The sequence below is a fragment of the Bacteroides sp. AF32-8BH genome (assembly GCF_003435205.1).
GTDB classification, from domain to species: Bacteria; Bacteroidota; Bacteroidia; order Bacteroidales; family Bacteroidaceae; genus Bacteroides; species Bacteroides ovatus.
Window position 1 is genome coordinate 64766 of record NZ_QVLZ01000003.1, and the last position, 21277, is coordinate 86042.

The following is a 21277-nucleotide window of genomic DNA, read 5'->3' on the forward strand; positions in this document are numbered from 1 at the left end:
GTTCGTATTAGGGACGGACATAAATGCCAGATGTGCGGTAAAGACTTTAATTTAGAGATTCACCACAAAACATACAGGGTTAACGGAAAATCAATCGTTGGTCATGAGCTTGAACATCTTGATTGTCTCGTTACCCTTTGTGGTGACTGTCATTCGAAAGTTCATAAATATCACATCAAATTATGACATACCAGTTAAGAGACTACCAAAAAAGTGCTAGTGATGCAGCGGTCAGCGTTTTTAAATCCAAGGAAAAGAAAAACTACGTGATAGTTCTTCCCACTGGTGCCGGGAAGTCCCTTGTCATTGCCAATATAGCTGCACGGATAGACGGGCCGCTGATAGTGTTCCAGCCTAGCAAGGAAATACTCGAACAAAATTTTGCGAAACTTCAATCATACGGCATATTCGATTGTGGAGTTTATTCAGCTTCTGCCGGAAGAAAGGATATCAATCGTATTACGTTTGCTATGATTGGTAGTGTGATGAAACACATGAGTTTCTTCAAACATTTCAAGCACGTTCTGATTGATGAATGTCATTTAGTGAATCCGGAGAAAGGAATGTATAAGGAATTCTTTGAAGATGAGCAAAGGAAAGTTATTGGGCTGACAGCGACTCCTTACAGATTATGTTCAGGAAGAGGTGGTGCTATGCTTAAATTTATAACTCGTACCCGGCCAAAGGTTTTCACTGATGTTATTTATCACTGTCAGGTGAGTGAACTACTTGCTAAAGGATTTCTCGCAAGTTTGAAATACTATGATATTACAAAGTTGGATTTAAGTAGAGTCAGGACTAATTCTACTGGTGCAGATTACGATGAAAAAAGTCTTCTGCAAGAGTTTGAACGTGTGGACATATACAAAGATATAGTTGGATGGACAAAACGTCTGTTGAACCCCAAATCGGGCATACCACGCAAAGGTATTTTAATATTCACGAGGTTTATTCGTGAAGCTGAAAAACTGGCTTCCGAAATTCCTAATTGTGCGATCGTTAGCGGTTCTACTCCAAAGGAGGAAAGGGCACGAATTCTGAAAGGTTTTAAAGATGGAAGAATAAAAGTTGTTGCTAATGTCGGAGTACTTACAACCGGATTCGATTACCCGGAGCTTGATACGATTGTTCTTGCACGTCCAACCAAATCCCTTTCCCTCTATTATCAAATGGTCGGTCGTGTTATTCGTCCCTGCCAAGGTAAAGAGGGTTGGGTTGTTGATTTGAGTGGGAATTTCCGGCGTTTTGGGCGTGTTGAAGAGTTACGCATAGAACAGCCTGAAAAGGGAAAATGGTGTATAATGAGTCGTGGCCGTCAATTAACCAATGTAGTATTTTAATTATCATGTGGAGAAATTACAAGAAGAAAGAAAAGAAAAAGCCTCTTTTCGAGGTAGAAGGTGTTAAGGTCAAGAAGAAACCTGATCTTGTCGATAAACTAGACAGAATATTTAGTTTATTCATCCGTTATCGTGATACGATGCCTAATGGATATTTTCAGTGTATTTCATGTGGTAAAATAAAGCCTTTCAATAAAGCAGATTGCGGTCATTACATCAACCGCCAACACATGAGTACTCGCTTTGATGAAATGAACTGCAATGCTCAATGTTCACATTGTAACCGCTTCATGGAAGGAAATATTCAGGATTATCGCAGACGTCTAGTTGCCAAGTATGGTGAACGAAATGTGCTGATCCTGGAAGCCAAGAAAAATGTTACTAAGCAATTTAGTGACTTTCAATTAGAAAAGCTGATTACTCATTACAAGGAAGAAGCGAAAAAACTGAAGGAAGCAAAAGGTCTGTGAGTTTTATTACTAATCGGAGTATAATCCCTTAAAATATGGAAAGAAATTCATTCATCTTTTATAAAGGGTGGAGAGAAGCAATCAAGGATTTGCCGGATGATGTCAGGCTGGAGATTTACGAAAGCATAATTGAGTATGCGACAACGGGAAATCTTCGGGGGTTGAAACCTATGGCAAATATTGCTTTCAACTTTATAAAGATAGATATAGACAGGGATACTGAAAAGTATATGTCTATTGTGGAAAGGAATAAGAGCAATGGTTCTAAGGGGGGACGTCCGAAAAGTGAAAACCCAAAAGAACCCAAAGAACCCACAAAACCCACTGGGTTATTTGGAAACCCAAAAGAACCCACAAAACCCGATAATGATAATGAATATGATAATGATTATGTAGATGATAATGATTCTCATTTAAAAAAGAAAGAAACTTCTCCTAAAGGAGAATCAAAGAAAGACGAGCTTTCTTTGTTCCCCGAGGAAAAGATTGATTGGGGTGGGCTAATGGATTATTTTAATTCCACGTTTAAAGGTAAACTTCCTGCTATAAAGTCCATAGATGCAAAACGAAAGAAAGCTATTAAAGCACGTGTCGCACAATACGGAAAGCAAGCTGTATTCGATGTGTTCCAATTGGTTTTAGACAGTCCTTTCTTGCTTGGACAAAACGATAAAAATTGGAGGTGCACTTTTGACTGGATATTCAAGTCTGCGAATTTTACTAAAATTTTAGAAGGAAATTACAATGGAAAACGAACTGATACTGCGGCCACAAGAAGAGAATCGGTTAGCAGTCTTACGGACCTCGCCGAAAAACTATTGCAAAGCTCTATGCCCCAAGAAGGTTGAAGATGTATTTCAAAGTGATGAACCTTCTATTGGCACTATTATAAGAAAGTTTGGTGAGCCGCAAGCCAGAGCAGTGTTGGTCATATTGATAGCTGATGCCTTGGAGTTTTTCAATGTCGGTAATCCAATGTCGGCTACACAAGTCGCTACTACAGTAGATTTAATCATTGAAGAATATCCATATATGAAAACTGATGATTTTAAACTGTGTTTCAAGAACGCAATGAAAATGAAATATGGCAATATCTATAATAGAATTGATGGTCAGGTCATCATGAGTTGGCTTCGTGAATACAATAAAGAACGTTGTGCTGTTGCTGATAATCAGTCATGGAATTTTCATAAAGAGAATTTGTCGGAGGAAGTGGGCTATACAAGTGGCTTGTCGTATGAAGAATACCGGAACGAACTCAAACTTAGAGTTGAGCAAGGAGATGAAGAAGCTGCTAAAGCGTTAAGTCTCTCAAATGAAATAATCTCTTATCTAAACAAAAGAGAATATGGTAAACAAGAAGCAGAAGGTGACAATTTACTGGAACACTAGGCATATCAAACTTGAAGATATTCCTGAAGTGAAAAGAAGAATACGGGAGCGTTTTGGTATTCCTAATCACACAACTGTTAATGGTGAAACGGATTGTTATATCCGTGAGGAAGACATGGAATTGCTTCGGGAAACGGAAAAACGTGGCTTCATTCAAATACGTAATAAGCCCGCATGAAAATGGCGTTAAAATGGCGAAGTTTCTGTTTGCATAACTTGTCATTTTACGATAACTTTACTGATGTAATGAATTAAAAGTCAAACCAATATAATTAAATTATGGAAGTACAAAACATTAGAATTGACCTTATCAGTCCTTCTCCTTTGAATCCGAGAAAGACTTTTGATGAAGCAGCTCTTGAAGAGCTTGCAAGCAACATTGAAAAGCAAGGTTTATTGCAACCTGTCACTGTCAGAGTTGCTAAATCCGAGGAGATGACTAACCTAGAAACCGGAGATGTTACCCCATTACCTTACACATACGAAATTGTTTGCGGTGAGCGTCGTTTCCGGGCTGTGTCACTTTTGAAAGCAAAGGAAGATGAAGCGAATGTTGCAAAAATCAAAGCCCATCGAAAAAAGTCGGAAAAATTTCAGACAATATCCTGCATTGTCAGAGAAATGACAGATGATGAGGCTTTTGAAGCGATGATTACCGAGAATCTTCAAAGAAAAGATGTTGATCCCATCGAAGAAGCTTTTGCCTTTGCGCAGTTGGCTGAAAAAGGACGAACTTTGGAAGATATCGCTCTTAAAATAGGAAAGTCTACCCGGTTTGTATTTGACCGTATTAAATTGAATTCTCTTATTCCTGAACTAAAAGAGCGGGTAAGAAATGGAGATATACCATTGTCCGGTGCTATGATTCTTTCTAAATTGGATGAAGATACTCAAAAAGAGTTTCATGAGGAGGAGGAAGAACAATGTACTACTGCTATGATTCGAGAATTTGTGAGTAATTCTTTCATGGAGCTTGGTAACGCACCTTGGATTAAAGATGATTCCGATAATTGGGAAAATACTGATATTAAATCATGTTCTCAATGTGAGAATAATACGTGTAATCATGGTTGTTTGTTCTATGAAATGAATAGTAAGGATGCTAGATGTATCAATGCTGCTTGCTATGAGAAAAAACAGATTGCTTATGTGACGCGGAAAATTCAACTAGAATATGAACATCTTGTTAAAGTTGGCGAACCTCTTTCATTTGGAAAAACAGTAATTATCGCTAGACGTCCTGATACATATTGGGGAGAAGATAGAAAGGTTTTCTATGAAAAAACTTTGGAAGCTGTTAAACAACTTGGATTTGAAATAGTTGATCCTGATGAAATCTTTAGATGTAAGTGCTGGTATTCAGAAGATGATGAACGCACTTTGAAAATGCTTGAAGATGGAGAAGTTTATCGTTGTCTTTCATTTTTTGGACATTATTCTCCCGAATTTAACGTTAGTTTCTATTATGTTAGAAAAGAAACGGCTTCCTCTACTTCCGCCGTTGCCGATCTAAAAGAGATAGAAAGGGAAAAAATAAACGCCCAATTAAAAAGAGCGAAGGATATAGTCAAGGAGAAGTCTGCTGAAGAAATGCGTAAGTGGGCGCAAGAGAAAACATATTATCAGAGAACAAAAGAATTCTCTGAAAATGAACAACTTGTTTTTGATGTGCTGGTTCTTAGCGGTTGTAGCAGTACTTATCTTGAAAAACTGAATCTGAAAAAATGGAATGGTGAGAGTGATTTTGTAAATTATGTCAAAAACAACCAAGCTGACCGACACCAATGGTATAGAGCCTTTATTGCTGAATGCTTATCATCGAATAATGTGAATTTCTACTCCTATTTGCAAAAGTGTCAGAAAATCCTTTTTGCAGAACAATATCCGGATGATTTCAAAGCGCTCTCTAAGAAACTTGCGGATTCATATGATAAGAAAGAAAAGAAGCTCAAAGAAAGACTGAAAGAGCTAAATAACGATAACACAGAGGAAGCCTAGTGGTTTCCTCTCTTTATTGACGCACTTATGAAAACGTGGACTGGCGAACAACTTGCTATACTTGACAGTGAGTACCCGACTGCTGATTTAAAAGAACTTGCTAGGCGTCTTGATAAAACACTTAGTGCTGTTAAAACAAAGGCCTTGATTCGAAAACTTAGGCGCTCTCCGAGAATCTCGTTTTGGAATAGTGAGAGACTTGATAAATTGAAAAAGTTGTATCCCAATCATACTAATGAGGAAATAGCACAGATATTAGGTACCACTTATTCTGCTGTAAATGGAGTTGCATTTAAATTACGGCTCTTTAAATCTAAAGAATTTAAATTTCAATGCGCTTCTAAAAGCTTCTTTCCCAAAGGCCACCAACCGATGAACAAGGGACGTAAGCAAACGGAATATATGTCAGAGGAACAATTAGCAAAAACGAAAGCTACTCGATTTAAGAAAGGACATGTCCCCAAAAATCATAAACCAGTCGGTTATGAACGCATAACTCGTGACGGTTACATTGAAGTGAAAACTGCCGAACCGAATGTCTTTGAACTTAAACATCGGCTTGTATGGATTGAGCATAATGGAGAAATCCCCCCTGGTTATAATATTCAGTTTAAAGATGGCAACAGGCAAAACGTTTCCATTGAGAACCTTTACATGATTAGTCGTTCTGAACAATTAAAAAAAGAGAATTCTTTGTATGCCCGATATCCGGAAGATGTTCAGTACCTAATCAAGCTAAAAGGAGCTTTGAATAGACAAATTAATAAAGCAACAAAAAAGAATGAATCATGACTGATGGAGCAATAGATAGATTGAAAGAAATGGTTAATAAACCATTCCTTTATCAGAATGAAGAAGTTGTAATTCTCAATTACTGTGACGGTACCGGTGATGATGGTACCGAAGTTGAGATATACTTGAATAATGGCAAAGTGTTAGTGTTTAGTATGTTTGATTTGGCTTCCAAGTTGAACCGTTTCCGGCCAATAACAAATACTGTTGTCGTGTTGGCAAATGAACGGTTGAATAAGGTGTCTACAGTGAACCCTACCATTTTACAAGATTTGAGGAATTTGGTTCTTCAACAAATTAAGGATGTGAAAGAAGATCCTAGTAAAGTGAGCCAAGCAAAACAAGTTTTCCAAGGGGTTAATACCGTAATCAATCTTGCCAAAACAGAATTGGAATACAGGAAATATTTAGATACAACAGACCCCTCAAAATAAATAATAGTATGCTGATAGATAAAGAATATGTTCATTGGTTTCGCATCAGAGACCAACCTAATAGAATCGTGTGAGATTATTCATAGTCTAACAATTTAACCCGATCGATATGATAACATTGAATAGGTTTGCCCAGAGATGCTTGAATATCATGAGGAAGCGCTTTAAGATGAATGAGCATAGCTCAAGAAAAGCGTTTAGCATAAGAATTGAAGCCGTTTGGAGAAAATTCGATATTGCTTCTAAATATAGGAGTGATAATCTTCCTAAATATTCGGAAGATGAAGAATTGGCAGCCGAGATGATAATTTACCTTGTTGCCTATTTAAAAAGATTTGGTTGTGAGGACATTGAACAGCTTATCAAAGATAAGATAGAGTTCGATGATAGAAAAAATGATTAGGTGTTGTTACTGACTGTTTGTGTTGTTGATTTTGTGTTGTTGATTTTAATATAGTTAGTTATGACAGAGATTATTCAAGTCTGCCTACTTGATTTTAATAAGGGGCAGCTCACGGGATTGCCGAAAAATCCACGTTTTTTTCGTGATTACCGCTTTGAAGCGATGAAGAAAAGCATTCAGGATTCGCCAGAGATGCTTGAGCTTCGAGAACTTATAGTTTTTCCCTACAATGATGGCAGATATATTGTTGTTTGTGGTAATTTACGTTTGCGAGCTTGCAAGGAGTTAGGTTATAAAGAACTGCCTTGTAAAATTCTGGCACCTGATACCCCCGTTAAGAAGTTGAGGGAATATGCCACTAAAGATAATGTCAATTTTGGTGAGAATGATTTGGACGTTATGGAAAACGAGTGGAATAAGGCGGAACTCCAAGATTGGGGCATCGAATTTGCCCCGGAGAAGAAAGAGGATGAATTTAAAGAGCGCTTCGATGCCATCACGGATGATACAGCCATTTATCCTCTCATTCCAAAGTATGACGAAAAACATGAGTTGTTTATCATCACCTCAAGTAATGAGGTAGATAGCAACTGGCTTCGTGAAAGGCTGGACATGCAGCACATGAAGTCGTACAAAACCGGGAAAATAAGTAAATCCAATGTAATTGATATAAAAGACGTTCGCCATGCCCTGCAAGATAGTAATACCAAGTCATAAACGCCATGACCGGGTGTTCGCTAAAAAGTTGGTGAACGATCCTATCATTTGCGTTGCTGAAAGTCAAGCTGACTTATATCAACAATTTAACCCGGAATGTGAAATTGTTACTCATCCTGACGACGTTATGGGCCTCATCCCGAAACGTAACTGGATGGCAAAGCATTTTGGAGAACTTTTCATGCTTGATGATGATGTCCATGCCTGCAAACCTATTTATGTGGAAAAAGGAGAACCTAGCCGGATAAAGGATAAAGATAAGATAACCAATATCATTCAGTCATTATTTGAGATGGCCAGTATGATGGATGTACATCTGTTTGGCTTCACCGCTCGGATATCGCCGGTAATGTATGATGAATCCGCTTTTCTTTCTCTTTCGAAAATGATAACCGGTTGCAGTTATGGAGTAATCTATAACAAAAACACTTGGTGGAATGAGGAAATACGTTTGAAGGAAGATTTTTGGATTTCTTGTTACATGAAGTACAAAGAACGTAAGGTTTTAACCGATTTGCGGTATAATTTTGAGCAAAAGAACACTTTTGTAAACGCTGGTGGGCTTGCTTCTATAAGGAATCAGGAAGAGGAACGTAAATCTATCCTCTTTATCAAAAAGAATTTTGGTGATAGTATTTTGCTAAAGAGTGCAACCACTAATGGGAAAGACAAAACAAAGCAGCTCGTTCAATATAATATATCATGCAAATTCAAATTCTAATAGTCTGTAAAAAAGGCGTTTAAATGGCGTCCATTCTGTTTGTCATATTCGCCTTTTTTAGCTAATTTTACTGATGTAATAAACTAAAAGTCAAACCATTAAATTAGAATTATGATTATAAGAACAGTTTGCGGATATGATTTCTTTGAGGTGAGTTCTGCAATGCAGAAAGCCATTAGGCGAGCCGACACCGGGGTAGCCGGCTTTTTTGCATTGGAACTTTGGGCGAGTGGGTACCGCGACTATGTGTGGAAGCGTCTGTTTACCATTAGTGCTGAAGATTGCTATGGAATCATTACTAAAGAGATAGAAGCATTGTGGCAGGGGCATGAGCTGGTAAACAAGACTGCTACTGAACCCAAAGGGAGGATATTTGTCAGTAAAGCTGTTATTCTCCTTTGTGAATGTAGAAAGAATCGTGATGCGGATCATTTGCAAAACTTCATCTATGATAGAAAGGATATTGATATAGAAAAGTGGATAAATGATGTCAGGCGTTACCCTATTCCTATTCCAGATTACACTTTCGATGTACATACACGAAAGGGTAAAAAACATGGGAGAACCAAAGAAGAATTCTTTCAGGAAGAATACAAGGCGTTACAACCTCGTGCTCCTGGTTTATTCGATGATTTGGTTCAACCCAGTCAACCAAAGTTATTTAATGATGAAACCACGGCTAAGTAGCTGTGGTTTCATCATTTTTCATATAAGTCAAACCAATTTAATTAAAAAAATGAACACGTATTACAAATTTGCGCCAAATGTATTTTTGGCAAAGTGTGATGAGAAGCACGAAAAAGGTGAAACTATTGAAGTTACCACCAAGTATGGAAAAGAAAATGAATGTATTGTTTTCAACCTCATTTACGAACGTGATGGATTCTATTACTACTCAATCGTACGGGCTGATGGCTTTAATGTGCAAGAGTGGGCCAAACAAAGAGCTGAACGTCGTCATGAATGGGCTACATCTGCTGTACAGAAAAGCTGTGAATATTACAACAAGTCCAATAAAGATAAGGATTTTCTTTCTCTAGGTGAGCCTATCAAAGTGGGACATCATAGCGAGAAGCGACACAGAAAAGCGATAGATGATGCGTGGAACAATATGGGGAAAAGCGTTGAGTTTAGCGATAAGGCTGCCGAACATGAAAGAGTTGCGAAGTATTGGGAAAAAAGGGCTAATACGATAAACTTGTCCATGCCGGAAAGTATAGATTTCTACGAACATAAGTTGGAACAAGCAAAAGAATATCACGAAGGATTGAAGTCCGGTAAGTACCGACGCGAGCATACATACGCTATGGCTTATGCCAATAAAGCAGTAAAAGAGGCTAAAAAAAATTATGACCTTGCAGTAAAGCTGTGGGGCGATGTTTAATAATTTGTAGTATCTCAAATAATTTACTATGAGAGAATTATCAAAAGAAACCTCATTACAAAGGGTAATGAGGGCTTCAGGTCGTGTACCTGTACAATGCTCATGCAGTGTTTGTAAACAACAATGTCATACGCCATGTTTAGGTACTCCTGATGATATTGAACGAATTATTGATGCAGGTTATGCCGACAGGTTAGCGCTGACGAACTGGGCTGCTGGTATATTCTTAGGGGTTATTAATATTGCTATTCCGATGATTCAGCCCGTTGCTGGTAAGGAGTATTGTGCTTTTTTCGAGAATGGACTGTGTATCTTACATGATAAGGGTTTGAAGCCCACTGAAGGACGTTTGTCTCATCACACAGTCAGGAAGGATAACTTCAATCCTGCTATGAGTATTGCTTGGAACGTTGCAAAAGAATGGCTGATGCCGGAGAATGAGGATGTACTTTCTCGTGTAGTAAATAAATTCTTGAATGCGAGGAAGCCATGAATGTGTGTCAATCAATACCTCGTAGAGATTGTAAAGTGTTTGCTAAATGTGGAGCAAAATCCTTATCACATTGCCGGCGGCACCGCGAAACTGATGAGAAGTGTAAAAGTTGTACTCTAATTCGTCGTAAGCCGCGTAATCGGATTATAGATGATTCAGGACGTGAAATGAAAAAATGTACCCATTGCGGAAATTACTTCTACTTGAACCGGTTCTACAATCGTATAGTGGTGAGAAAAGGTAAGGAATATCATTTGTTGACTTCCTGGTGCCGTATGTGTATGTCACAGATTAATAATCAGAGGGCAAAGAAGAAAAAGTGACTTGTCTATTAAATTTTTTGTATGAAATATTATGCTTCAGTCAGCTTTGGAAAGGATTCCTTGGCAATGCTTTTCATGCTAATAGATAAAGGATATCAGTTGGATGAAGTCGTTTTCTATGATACAGGTATGGAATTTCAGGCAATCTATAACACTCGTGATGCTGTTCTTCCAATTCTTAAAAAACTTGGCATTAAATATACAGAACTGCATCCGGAGCAACCTTTTCTTTGGACAATGTTTGAAAGGCCGGTTAAGAAAAGAGGGACCAATATTATCCATAAAAAAGGATATAGTTGGTGTGGGGGAACATGCCGGTGGGGAACGAGTGAAAAACTTCGTACATTGAAAGCTCACACAAAAGACGGAATTGATTATGTCGGTATTGCTGCCGATGAGACCCATCGCTTTGAAAAGGAAAAACGACCAAATCGGGTTTTACCACTTCGTGATTGGGGCATTACTGAAGCAGATGCACTCCAGTATTGTTACACAAAAGGCTTTGTTTGGCATGAGGATGGAGTAAGGCTATATGAGCTACTTGATCGTGTGAGTTGCTGGTGTTGTGGAAATAAGAACTTGAAGGAGTTGAAGAATATGTATTTGTACCTTCCATGGTATTGGAAAAAGCTGAAAGAACTTCAGTTAAATACCGATAGGCCCTATCGGCGTAATAGTGGAGAAACCATTTTTGATTTAGAGGAAAGATTTAAACGTGAAATGCAATAGAAAGAGTTATTATGATTCCCTTATGTATAAATGGAAAAGATTATTATGATCGAGAAGAAGCACTTGCTGCCTGGTTCGAGGAATGGTTAATGAAACAAGACTTTGAGCAAGATCTTATTGATCGAGAGCTGGAGCTTGAATATCGAAAGACTCATCTTGATTGGAACACTCCTTATGTGATGTATGGTGTTCGTAAAAAACATAAGTGTATCCAAAAGAATGAAATTGCCGTGTTTTATGACTTGTTACCGAGACAAAAGCGTGCTCGTACTGCTGAAACACATTGGTATAAAGTATTGTACAAGAGAAAGGCCACTCCTGAAGAAGTTGAGTCACTCAAGGCTGGGGAATATACCCGTAGATATTTGGTGTATTCCCTGTTTATTGAGAAGAAAATGACTCTTGACAAGGCTTTATCTCTTATAGTTGCCGATGATAAATTATTAGGAATTGCTGATAATACCATCTCTGAAATTGTAACAGCCTTTGAGACTTTCTTTAACCGTAAATTTAGAATTTATAAACCCGAGTTTACAACTCAACTTAATTTATTTACAGATTAATATGAAAACAACAATTATTTCATGTGTGATTTTGTTTGTGTTCCTGCTATATGTAGGACACTTTTCTATAACAATCAAGCCGTTCACAGTCCAACTTCCATACTGGCATCGTTCGCTCGGACTGTTTTTGTTGATCTTCTCTTTTATAGTGTATAATGCCGGTGAACATGCAAAAGGCTATCTTGATGGTTTAAAAGAGGGTGAGAGGATAATATTTGATTTGTTGAAGAAAAAGACCGAGTAAAATGGCGTTAAAATGGCGAAGATTCTGTTTGCTAAACTTGTCAATAACGATTACCTTTATAGATGTAAAGCATTAAAAGTCAATCAATATGAAGAGGAATGAAAAAATAGAAAAATTAGAAAGACTAGGTATTTTCAATCAATGGAAATATAATACAGAAAGAGCAAATGAGACATTTAATATTGAGTGTCCTGACTTCTCAATGACAAATGAAGAACGGATGAACAATTTGTTAGATGTTGATTGCTGCTTTCATCGGTTTCTAGCTATTTCATTCCCTTTTTATAATACTCCTGAAGGTGCTGTTTTTTGGGAGAATATTGCAAAAAAATAATCGAACTTAATTGAATTGAAATTATGAGTAAAAAAGATTTAATAGAGCAGAACATCACAAGAGTTCAAGAATATGTGAGGGAACTTATTGAAGATGCAAAGTGGAATAATGGTGTTTCGGAAACTCTTGAATCTACTTCAATAATTGTAGGTAATAGTGATGATATCTATGATTTTGCAATTTTATTTGCTTCTAATAGTGAATGTGTTTATTGTGAATTCATAAATGGTAAAATAGAGTACATTGATTGTGAACTAGATTGTGAAATATGCCAATTTGAAGGAAGACTAATTTTTCAATATATAAACGGAAGTTTTCATAATCCTACTAGTCAAATTATCGAACTGTCAAAATTGCTGATGAAAGGCGAATTAAAAGACACAAAAAGTATCTTTTGTTCTATGGTACTTCGATTAATGGATACTGAAGAATACAGTAACAATTATTGCAAATCTTTGGATTTAGTTCTGAGGCTGTTTCCTGAAATAGATGGAGAATTATTAGAAAAGGAATTGGATAGATATATTTAAGCATTACAAGGATGAGTAAAATGAATTTAAATGAATTAAGAGACAAAGCATATAAAACAGCTTGTGAACATGGGTTTCACGATCAAGAGCTAAGTAACAATCATTTTCTTTGCCTTGTGATTTCTGAACTGATGGAAGCTGTGGAAGCAGATAGAAAAGGAAGGCGTGCTAATGTTGATCGGTATAATAAGAAGATTGCTAACAGCCGCATTTGTCAAGGATTGGATTCTGACATTCCCAAAGAGCGCGGTTACGAAGTTGCATATAACGAAACCATTAAAGGTTCAATCGAAGAAGAATTAGCTGATGCTGTTATCCGCTTGCTTGATCTTGCAGGACTTCGAGGAATAAGCCCTGCCAACGGAGATATTGATGACTGTATTGAAGATATGGCAGAAGCCTGTAAAGGCGAAACTTTTACCGAATCAATCTATTTCATCTCTACACTTCCCGTTAGATATGACGGAATATTTGATTTTTCTACAGCCGTGAATGATATGATACTATCTATTTTCGGGCTTGCCAAGCACTTAGATGTAGACCTGCTTTGGCACATCGAGCAGAAAATGAAGTATAACGAACTCCGTGAAAAGATGCACGGGAAGAAGTATTAACTCTCATAACAAAAAAATGGATGATAAACGAAAACAAATATTGGTAGATTACATATCCTACCTGTATACGACGGGTAGGAGCTATGATAGCATCGGGAAATACATCAAATATGTGACTGATTTTCTTGAAAATTCCGAAGAAATCAATCGTCGTGGTTATTACAAATATAAACATAAAAATGCTGATGCTATGGTGCGCCATTCGTTTATGTGTGAGGCTGTTTGTGATTTATTGTCTTATCTTAAAATCGGATATGGCCGACGGGAAAAGGCTGTAAAGCCTTTGGAGAAACTTGAGGTTATTTCAGAGAAGAATAAGAAACTGCTTAATGATTTTATAATATGGTTGACTGATAACAATGATTATTCCTCTCACACAATTGATGTCTATTATACCTCGTTGAGAAAATATTTTGAATACGCCAATGAACTAAATATGGATAATTGCAGACGATTTATAAAAAGCCTTGAAGAGGAAAAACTTTCTCCAGCTACCATTCGATTACGTATTACAGCCATTGAGAAGTTCTCCAAATGGGTGAAGAAACCTATTGAACTGAAACGACCTAGAATGAAACGCAAGTTGGATGTAAACAATGTGCCGACAGAAGAGGAATATAATAGGTTACTGGAGTATCTGAAAACAAAACTCAACAAGGATTACTATTTCTTCATTAAGGTATTGGGTACTACAGGAGCTCGGCTCTCGGAGTTTCAGCAATTCACGTGGGAGGATATAGCGGCCGGCGAAGTTGTTTTGAAAGGGAAAGGGAACAAGTATCGGCGTTTCTTTTTCCAAAAGCAATTGCAGAGGGAAGTGAAGGACTATATAAAGGAGACAGGCAAGTCCGGTACTCTTGCTGTTGGGAGATTCGGGCCGTTGACTCAAAGAGGTCTTTCACAGCATCTGAAAGTATGGGGTAAACATTGTGGTATCGATTCGAAAAAAATGCACGCTCACGCCTTCCGGCACTTCTTTGCTAAAATGTTCCTGAAGAAAACCAAAGATGTAATTCAATTAGCAGACCTTCTTGGTCATGGTAGTGTAGATACAACAAGAATTTATTTACAAAAAAGTTATGATGAACAACAAAGAGACTTTAATAAAAACGTTACGTGGTAGTGTAGCCCAGCTCAATGAATTGTCGGATATGACTGAAGGCATAGATGTTTATGACGCTGCCGGATATGTTGATACTGAATTTCTTATGGAAGCGCTTTCCTGTGTTAATACTTTTATGGATGCGAGTAATATGGTTATTACGAAAATATCCTCACTGTTAGCGCCGGACGCTCCGGTTGATGAAAGGAAGAGCCAGGCTGATGAAGGTAAGAAATGGAATGTGGAAGAGATACTGAAGCATTGTACTCTTGAGGATAGTGTTCTTAAACTTCCGAAAGTACAATTCAATAAGAAATCCTATGCTGAAGCAAAGAAATGGATAGAAGAAGCTGGCGGCTCATGGCAGGGAGGTAAGATACAGGGATTCACATTTCCTTTTAATCCTGAACGTGTGTTCTCCATCTTGAAAGAAGGTAAGCGATGCGATTTGCAAAAAGATTTTCAGTTCTTTGAAACACCTGCTGATATTGCAGACTGGCTGGTAATGCTTGCCGGTGGAATTCACGAAACAGATACCGTACTTGAACCAAGTGCCGGACGTGGTGCTCTGATAAAAGCGATTCATCGGTCGTGCCCGTCAGTAACAGTTGAATGCTATGAACTGATGCCGGAAAACAGGGAGTTCCTTCATACACTTGATAACATAATATTGCTTGATGAAGATTTTACGAAAGACAGTGTAGGGCATTACACTAAGATTATTGCTAATCCTCCATTTTCCGGTAATCAGGATATTGACCATGTAAGACTTATGTATGAACGCTTGGAAGAAGGTGGAACTCTTGCTGCTATTACCAGCCAGCATTGGAAATTCGCATCTGAAAAGAAATGTGTTGAGTTCCGGGAATGGTTGGAAGAGGTTCATGGAGAAGTTTTTGAAATCGGAGCAGGTGAATTCAAGGAAAGTGGAACGACTGTTAGCACTATGGCAGTTGTAATAAAAAAGTGATTCAAATCTAAAAATAAAGGAGCTAATTAAATATTAGCTCCCTAATGAATTACAGTTAGTAACTTACAGAACTTTCTACTGTTGCAGCCTCAATACCATTTGCTCTTTTATATGCTCCAATGGCTGACATAACGGCTGTTTTTACTAATCCTCTATCATGGAAATTATGAGGATAACTAATATTAGTAGTAAACGAGTAGCTTCTGCCTCCTGCTGTAAACGAAATAGTGTAAGAATACATAGAATTAAATATTAGGTTATTATGCAATATTGCATTGACAAATATAATTATAATCAAATAAAAAAGATAATTATGGCAAAAATTTATGTAGCAAGTAGTTGGAGAAATGTATTTCAACAGGACGTTGTAGGTATTCTCCGTGATTTAGGACATGAGGTTTACGATTTTAAGAATCCTCCTCATGGTAATGGTGGCTTCCAATGGTCTGATATAGACCCTAACTGGCAAAACTGGACAACAGAGCAATATCGTGAAGCTCTTAATCACCCGATTGCACAAAAAGGATTTGATTCAGATTTTAACGGCATGAAGTGGGCGGATGTCTGTGTTATGGTTCTTCCTTGTGGTCGGTCTGCTAACACAGAAGCAGGATGGATGAAAGGTGCAGGTAAAAAGGTGATGGTTTATTCTCCGAAAAAGGAAGAACCGGAACTTATGTATAAGATATACGATTTTGTGAGTGATAGCATATTTCGTATCAATGATGAGATAATTGGAGTATAACTGTTTTAGTAATGAACATCGGAATATTAGCAGTTGACAGTAATTATCCTAATCTAGCTTTGATGAAGATAAGTGCATGGCACAAGGCAAGAGGCGACAATGTGGAATGGTATAACCCTTTGTGCTCATACGATAAAGTTTATTCGGCAAAGGTATTCTCCTTTACTCCAGATTATGGCTATTACATCAATACCAATCAGGTTGAGAAAGGTGGTACAGGGTATGACATAAGCAAGGTTCTTCCAGTAGAAGTTGATAAAATAGTTCCCGACTATAACCTGTATAATATTGATAAGAATCTGGCTTATGGCTTCCTTACCCGTGGCTGTCCTAATCGTTGCAAATGGTGTGTCGTTCCTGCCAAAGAAGGCAACATAACTCCATACATGGATATAGAAGAAGTATCTGCCGGGCGAAAGAACGTAATACTCATGGATAACAATGTACTTGCATCCGATTATGGATTACAACAGATTGAAAAGATTGTCTCCATGGGCGTACGAGTAGACTTCAATCAGGGCTTAGATGCTCGCTTGGTAACAGACGACATCGCCCGGCTACTGGCAAGAGTAAAGTGGATGAAGCGCATACGGTTCGGCTGTGACACACCGGGACAGATTGCCGAATGTGAGCGTGCCACAGCTTTGATTGACAAGTACGGGTACAAAGGCGAATACTTCTTTTATTGTATCCTGCTCAGTGACTTCAAAGAATCGTTTGAGCGTGTCAATCATTGGAAGAACAAAGGCGGTCGGTTCTTACCGCATTGCCAGCCTTATAGGGATTTGAATAATCCATGTCAAATTATTCCTCAATGGCAAAAGGATTTAGCCGGATGGGCTGATAAGAAGTGGGTGTTTAGAAGCTGTGAATTTAAAGACTTTACTCCTAGAAAGGGTTTTAAGTGTAGGGAGTATTTTCAAAAATAAGATTTAATCTTTAGGATTTTATGTTGAACCTAGGTGTGTCTTTAAACAAGATGCACCTTTAGTTTTTGTGATGATGAGAAAAATGATTGTAACCGGCAGTGAGGGATTTATTGGTAAAGCCCTTTGCCGAGAATTAGCTAAAAGGGATGTCGAAGTCATAGGACTTGATCGAAAGTCTGGTATTGAAGCCACAAAAGTATGTGAGCTCCTGAAAAATGGGGGTATTGATTGTGTGTTCCATTTGGCGGCGCAAACTAGTGTGTTTAATGGAAACCTGGAACAGATCAGGAAGGATAACATTGATACTTTCATGCGAGTAGCTGATGCATGTAACCAGTATCATGTGAAGTTAGTATACGCTAGTTCGTCAACGGCGAATCCGGAGAATACCACTTCCATGTATGGAATAAGCAAGTATTTCGATGAACAGTATGCATCTATCTATTGTAAGGCTGCGACCGGGTGCCGGCTGCATAATGTATATGGACCTAATCCGCGAAAAAGAACTCTTCTCTGGTTCCTGATAGAAAAGGAAAACGTGTCTTTATACAATTGTGGTCAGAATATCCGGTGCTTCACTTACATAGATGATGTCGTCGAAGGGCTTATTTATGCGGTGGGCTGTAACCGGCAGCTTATCAATATTTGTAACGTCCAACCTGTGACTACTATGTATTTTGCTTCTTTAGTAAAATACTACAAACCGCTTGAAATTGAGCTAATTAATGAAAAACGGGATTTTGACAATTTAGAGCAGTCGGTGAACCGGGATATCTATTTAGTACCTTTGTCTTATACATCTGTCGAGGATGGAGTAAAGAAGATTTTTGATGAAAAGAAAGGGAAAGATATGTCGTATTGATGACTGGGATAAGCCGGAAGCGGTGAAATGTAAGAGCTGGTCTCATCAGGAACGGTTATGTGATTTGAGAGAAAAGGTGTCACTTCATAAAAAGGGTGATATCTATTACATCTCCCAGTTCACTCGTTCCAAGACTGGTACCAGCTTTTCAGAAATTAAACAGTCGGAGGAACTTGCATCATTCTTTGCAGAGAGAGCGTGTGAGTTTCTCCACCGCTTCATAGTAGGGGGATATGAAGGATGGTGTATAGTCACCACACCGCGACGGAGACACTACGAGGGCTTTCATTTTGCAACCTCTATCTGCACGAAAATAGCTGGGGCGGTGAAAATACCATTCTATGAGAATGCAATTCAGTGCCTAACTAAAGATAGATTGAATCCGGAATTCTTTCTTCTTCGTCCGATAAAGGAAAAGAAGATAATAGTGTATGATGACATATTAACAACCGGCAGTACATTACTTGCCACCTATGAGCTTTTAAGAGATAGAGAGCAGCTTCTTTTTCTCATAGGAATAAACAATAATTGATATGGGAAAGCGAGAGGAACCATTAACATTTAAGCAAGAGAAATTCTGTAAATATTACGTTGATACAGAAGGTAATGCAAGTGAAGCATATCGAATGTCTTATAATACTTCCAACATGAAGCCAGAGACAATTTGGAGCGCTGCGAGTAGACTATTAGCAAATAGCAAGGTTAGTACAAGGATAAATGAGATTAAGGCGCAGAGAGCGAAAGAGTCTGAAGTAGAGAGGAAAACTGTTGAGAGGGTATTAATGGATATAGTGCTTGCCAATCCCGATGATCTTCATTTTGTTGACCCTGCAACCGGGAAAACAAAAATGAGAACTCCTTCCCAACTTCCCAAACGTGCCCGTAACGCATTGAAGAAGATACAGAATAAGAGAGGAGAGGTTACCTATGAGTTCAATGGCAAAACAGAAGCGGCCCGGATATTAGGTGCTTGGAATGGATGGGAAGCAGATAAGAATGTCAACATCAAAGGTGGAGATGGAAACAAGGTCAGTGAACTTCGTATTGGCTTTGATGAAAATGATAAATCGGACGAATAGAACAATTTTATAGGTTATTTCCTGTGTTTTCCCTACGGATAAACCTTACTTTTAGAACAATATGGTTATAAATTATAAGAAGCTAAATCCTAACGGATTCTATCTATTGAAGTACTTGAATGATGAGACTATCCGTTTTATCATTCTCTATGGAGGTTCATCTTCCGGTAAATCGTACAGTGTGGCACAAACCATACTGATACAGACATTACAGGACGGTGAGAACACTCTTGTTATGCGTAAGGTAGGAGCTTCTATTCTCAAAACCATTTATGAAGATTATAAAGTCGCTGCGGCCGGTCTTGGCATATCCCATTTGTTCAAGTTCCAACAGAATACTATTAAGTGTCTGGTTAATGGTGCGAAGATAGATTTCTCCGGTCTTGACGATCCGGAGAAGATAAAAGGTATCTCTAACTACAAGCGTGTTCAGTTAGAAGAATGGTCAGAGTTCGAGCATCCGGATTTCAAGCAGCTACGTAAGCGTTTGCGTGGTAAGAAAGGGCAGCAGATTATTTGTACCTTTAATCCGATCAGTGAAAGCCACTGGATAAAGAAAGAGTTCATTGATAAAGACAAATGGCATGATGTGCCAATGTCTGTTACCATTGCCGGCAAAGAGTTGCCGAAAGAACTTACCAAGGTCAAATCCGTAAAGAAGAATGCACCCAGGCAAATACTTAATCTTCGTACTAAGCAAATCGAGGAACAGGCACCTAATACAGTTATTATCCAATCTACCTATTTGAATAATTTTTGGGTGGTCGGTAGTCCTGACGGTACGTATGGTTTCTATGATGAGCAATGTGTTGCCGACTTTGAGTATGATAGAGTCCACGATCCGGATTATTACAATGTGTACGCATTGGGAGAGTGGGGTGTTATTCGTACCGGTAGCGAGTTCTTCGGTTCGTTCAACCGTGGCAAACATTCCGGTGAACATAAATATATCCCGGATCTGCCTATTCATATATCAGTAGATAATAACGTACTGCCATATATCAGTGTGTCGTACTGGCAAGTAGATTTCACTACCGGTATCAAGGTTTGGCAGTTCCATGAGACATGCGCCGAAAGTCCTAACAATACAGTAAAGAAGTCCTCTAAACTTGTAGCCAAGTATCTGAAAGATATCAGGTATAGTGATAAAGTCTACCTACACGGGGATGCCTCAACAAAGGCGGCCAATAGCATTGATGATGAAAAACGTTCTTGGATGGACTTATTCATAGATACATTGCAGAAAGAAGGATTCGAGATTGAGGATAAAGTAGGCAATAAGAATCCGAGTGTTGCCATGACTGGTGAGTTTATCAATGCTATCTTTGATTGTACTGTTCCTGGCATAGAGATATACATCGACGAATCATGTTCGGTATCTATCGAGGACTACATGAGTGTACAGAAGGATGCTAACGGTGCCATTCTTAAAACCAAGGTCAAGAATAAAACTACTTTGCAAACTTATGAGGAACACGGGCACTTATCCGATACGTTTCGATATGTCGTTGTGGATTTGTGTAATGAGCAGTACACTGAATTTAGTAACCGGCGAAAAAGGAATCTGTATGGTGGTAAGGGTATGCTTGGTTTCTTTAATCCGGAAGCACAAAACGTCTACTCGCAGCGGCTTGTTTATGTCATGCCGAATGTAGATGGTACGTTTGTTCTTGTTCAGGCATCCCGTTGTGGTGATAAGTGGCATTTAACTGATGCCTTGTTTAGAGAAACATCTTCCATAGAGGAAATTAAGACCGCATGTTTGGAGCACAAGGCCAATACGTGTCTCTTTGAATGTTCATCTGCCTATTATCAGACTGTACGTGAGTTGAGGGAAATTGTGAAAGATACAGAAGTAAGAGTAAAGAAAGAGTTTGCCGATGTGGATAAGCGAATAGCTGCTACATCTGATTTTATAAGGAATAACTTTTTGTTATCACCAAAGATGTTAGAGGAATCTCAAGATTACAGTGATTTCATTACTAACCTGATGGACTATAACATAAATAGCGAGAATAAAAGTGCAAGCATTATTTTAAGTGGTCTTGCATATCATATAATAAAATCGTTCCCCGAATCATCTGCTGCGTAATTTGTTGTTATATAGTT

The 21277-nt window shown here is 38.3% G+C and carries 30 protein-coding genes; all 30 read left to right on the forward strand.

Annotated elements, in window-relative coordinates; genetic code table 11:
- Positions 1-30 precede the first annotated feature (30 nt).
- The 30 genes from DWZ47_RS30890 (at position 31) to DWZ47_RS03095 (ending at position 21260) form a co-directional block, all read left to right on the forward strand.
- Positions 31-186 carry a hypothetical protein gene (locus DWZ47_RS30890; RefSeq protein ID WP_226789546.1) on the forward strand — a complete coding sequence of 52 codons (156 nt, stop codon included), beginning with the start codon at positions 31-33 and terminating at the stop codon, positions 184-186.
- Positions 183-1340, forward strand: coding sequence for a DEAD/DEAH box helicase (locus DWZ47_RS02955; protein ID WP_008999323.1), 1158 nt, complete (start codon positions 183-185; stop codon positions 1338-1340). Before DWZ47_RS30890 ends, DWZ47_RS02955 begins: the two co-directional genes overlap by 4 nt.
- Positions 1341-1345: 5 nt before the next feature.
- Entirely contained in the window at positions 1346-1810 is a 465-nt protein-coding gene (locus DWZ47_RS02960; protein WP_004300212.1) for a recombination protein NinG, read from the forward strand.
- Between the two features lie 35 nt (positions 1811-1845).
- Positions 1846-2658, forward strand: a complete 813-nt coding sequence (locus DWZ47_RS02965; RefSeq protein WP_004314099.1) for a DUF6291 domain-containing protein — start codon at positions 1846-1848, stop codon at positions 2656-2658.
- Positions 2659-2785: 127 nt separating this feature from the next.
- Positions 2786-3202, forward strand: a complete 417-nt coding sequence (locus tag DWZ47_RS02970) for a hypothetical protein (protein WP_004318823.1) — start codon at positions 2786-2788, stop codon at positions 3200-3202.
- Entirely contained in the window at positions 3159-3380 is a 222-nt protein-coding gene (locus tag DWZ47_RS02975; protein ID WP_117512283.1) for a hypothetical protein, read from the forward strand. Before DWZ47_RS02970 ends, DWZ47_RS02975 begins: the two co-directional genes overlap by 44 nt.
- A 101-nt stretch (positions 3381-3481) precedes the next feature.
- Positions 3482-5200: a ParB/RepB/Spo0J family partition protein gene (locus tag DWZ47_RS02980; protein ID WP_117512284.1), complete on the forward strand. Its 1719-nt coding sequence runs from the start codon at positions 3482-3484 to the stop codon at positions 5198-5200.
- A gap of 27 nt (positions 5201-5227) precedes the next feature.
- Positions 5228-5992 (forward strand): HNH endonuclease signature motif containing protein, encoded by a 765-nt coding sequence (locus DWZ47_RS02985; RefSeq protein ID WP_009039411.1) that lies wholly within the window; start codon positions 5228-5230, stop codon positions 5990-5992.
- Entirely contained in the window at positions 5989-6426 is a 438-nt protein-coding gene (locus tag DWZ47_RS02990; RefSeq protein ID WP_004300218.1) for a hypothetical protein, read from the forward strand. The genes DWZ47_RS02985 and DWZ47_RS02990 overlap by 4 nt, the downstream gene beginning before the upstream one ends.
- Positions 6427-6535: 109 nt before the next feature.
- The gene (locus DWZ47_RS02995) at positions 6536-6829 is read left to right on the forward strand and encodes a hypothetical protein (protein ID WP_004318818.1); all 294 of its coding nucleotides are present in this window, start codon (positions 6536-6538) and stop codon (positions 6827-6829) included.
- Between the two features lie 60 nt (positions 6830-6889).
- Positions 6890-7546 (forward strand): ParB N-terminal domain-containing protein, encoded by a 657-nt coding sequence (locus DWZ47_RS03000; protein ID WP_004311535.1) that lies wholly within the window; start codon positions 6890-6892, stop codon positions 7544-7546.
- Positions 7515-8267, forward strand: a complete 753-nt coding sequence (locus DWZ47_RS03005) for a hypothetical protein (protein ID WP_004300221.1) — start codon at positions 7515-7517, stop codon at positions 8265-8267. Before DWZ47_RS03000 ends, DWZ47_RS03005 begins: the two co-directional genes overlap by 32 nt.
- A gap of 111 nt (positions 8268-8378) precedes the next feature.
- Entirely contained in the window at positions 8379-8954 is a 576-nt protein-coding gene (locus tag DWZ47_RS03010) for a hypothetical protein (RefSeq protein WP_009039412.1), read from the forward strand.
- Between the two features lie 49 nt (positions 8955-9003).
- Positions 9004-9651 carry a DUF3560 domain-containing protein gene (locus DWZ47_RS03015; protein ID WP_004318814.1) on the forward strand — a complete coding sequence of 216 codons (648 nt, stop codon included), beginning with the start codon at positions 9004-9006 and terminating at the stop codon, positions 9649-9651.
- 28 nt (positions 9652-9679) lie between these two features.
- Entirely contained in the window at positions 9680-10144 is a 465-nt protein-coding gene (locus DWZ47_RS03020; protein ID WP_004300224.1) for a hypothetical protein, read from the forward strand.
- Positions 10141-10467 (forward strand): hypothetical protein, encoded by a 327-nt coding sequence (locus DWZ47_RS31360; RefSeq protein ID WP_008999330.1) that lies wholly within the window; start codon positions 10141-10143, stop codon positions 10465-10467. The genes DWZ47_RS03020 and DWZ47_RS31360 overlap by 4 nt, the downstream gene beginning before the upstream one ends.
- A 21-nt stretch (positions 10468-10488) precedes the next feature.
- Positions 10489-11196 (forward strand): phosphoadenosine phosphosulfate reductase family protein, encoded by a 708-nt coding sequence (locus tag DWZ47_RS03030; protein WP_117512285.1) that lies wholly within the window; start codon positions 10489-10491, stop codon positions 11194-11196.
- Between the two features lie 11 nt (positions 11197-11207).
- On the forward strand, positions 11208-11759 hold the full coding sequence (locus tag DWZ47_RS03035) for a hypothetical protein (protein WP_008765968.1): 552 nt from the start codon (positions 11208-11210) through the stop codon (positions 11757-11759).
- A gap of 1 nt (position 11760) precedes the next feature.
- On the forward strand, positions 11761-12003 hold the full coding sequence (locus tag DWZ47_RS03040; protein WP_117512286.1) for a hypothetical protein: 243 nt from the start codon (positions 11761-11763) through the stop codon (positions 12001-12003).
- 88 nt (positions 12004-12091) lie between these two features.
- Entirely contained in the window at positions 12092-12337 is a 246-nt protein-coding gene (locus tag DWZ47_RS03045; RefSeq protein ID WP_008765965.1) for a hypothetical protein, read from the forward strand.
- 23 nt (positions 12338-12360) lie between these two features.
- Positions 12361-12867 carry a hypothetical protein gene (locus tag DWZ47_RS03050; protein WP_117512287.1) on the forward strand — a complete coding sequence of 169 codons (507 nt, stop codon included), beginning with the start codon at positions 12361-12363 and terminating at the stop codon, positions 12865-12867.
- Between the two features lie 11 nt (positions 12868-12878).
- Complete coding sequence (locus DWZ47_RS03055) at positions 12879-13481, forward strand: hypothetical protein (protein WP_117512288.1); 603 nt, start codon at positions 12879-12881, stop codon at positions 13479-13481.
- Between the two features lie 16 nt (positions 13482-13497).
- Complete coding sequence (locus DWZ47_RS03060) at positions 13498-14604, forward strand: tyrosine-type recombinase/integrase (protein WP_004311542.1); 1107 nt, start codon at positions 13498-13500, stop codon at positions 14602-14604.
- Entirely contained in the window at positions 14561-15553 is a 993-nt protein-coding gene (locus DWZ47_RS03065) for an SAM-dependent DNA methyltransferase (protein WP_117512289.1), read from the forward strand. Before DWZ47_RS03060 ends, DWZ47_RS03065 begins: the two co-directional genes overlap by 44 nt.
- A gap of 313 nt (positions 15554-15866) precedes the next feature.
- Positions 15867-16298: a hypothetical protein gene (locus DWZ47_RS03070; protein WP_117512290.1), complete on the forward strand. Its 432-nt coding sequence runs from the start codon at positions 15867-15869 to the stop codon at positions 16296-16298.
- A gap of 11 nt (positions 16299-16309) precedes the next feature.
- A complete protein-coding gene (locus DWZ47_RS03075; protein WP_117512291.1) occupies positions 16310-17227 on the forward strand; it encodes a radical SAM protein in 918 nt (305 codons plus the stop codon).
- 70 nt (positions 17228-17297) lie between these two features.
- Positions 17298-18089: an NAD-dependent epimerase/dehydratase family protein gene (locus tag DWZ47_RS03080; protein WP_117512292.1), complete on the forward strand. Its 792-nt coding sequence runs from the start codon at positions 17298-17300 to the stop codon at positions 18087-18089.
- Positions 18058-18621 (forward strand): phosphoribosyltransferase, encoded by a 564-nt coding sequence (locus tag DWZ47_RS03085; protein WP_117512293.1) that lies wholly within the window; start codon positions 18058-18060, stop codon positions 18619-18621. The genes DWZ47_RS03080 and DWZ47_RS03085 overlap by 32 nt, the downstream gene beginning before the upstream one ends.
- A 1-nt stretch (position 18622) precedes the next feature.
- A complete protein-coding gene (locus tag DWZ47_RS03090; RefSeq protein WP_117512294.1) occupies positions 18623-19168 on the forward strand; it encodes a terminase small subunit in 546 nt (181 codons plus the stop codon).
- Positions 19169-19229: 61 nt separating this feature from the next.
- Positions 19230-21260 carry a PBSX family phage terminase large subunit gene (locus DWZ47_RS03095; RefSeq protein ID WP_055228882.1) on the forward strand — a complete coding sequence of 677 codons (2031 nt, stop codon included), beginning with the start codon at positions 19230-19232 and terminating at the stop codon, positions 21258-21260.
- Positions 21261-21277: the final 17 nt, after the last annotated feature.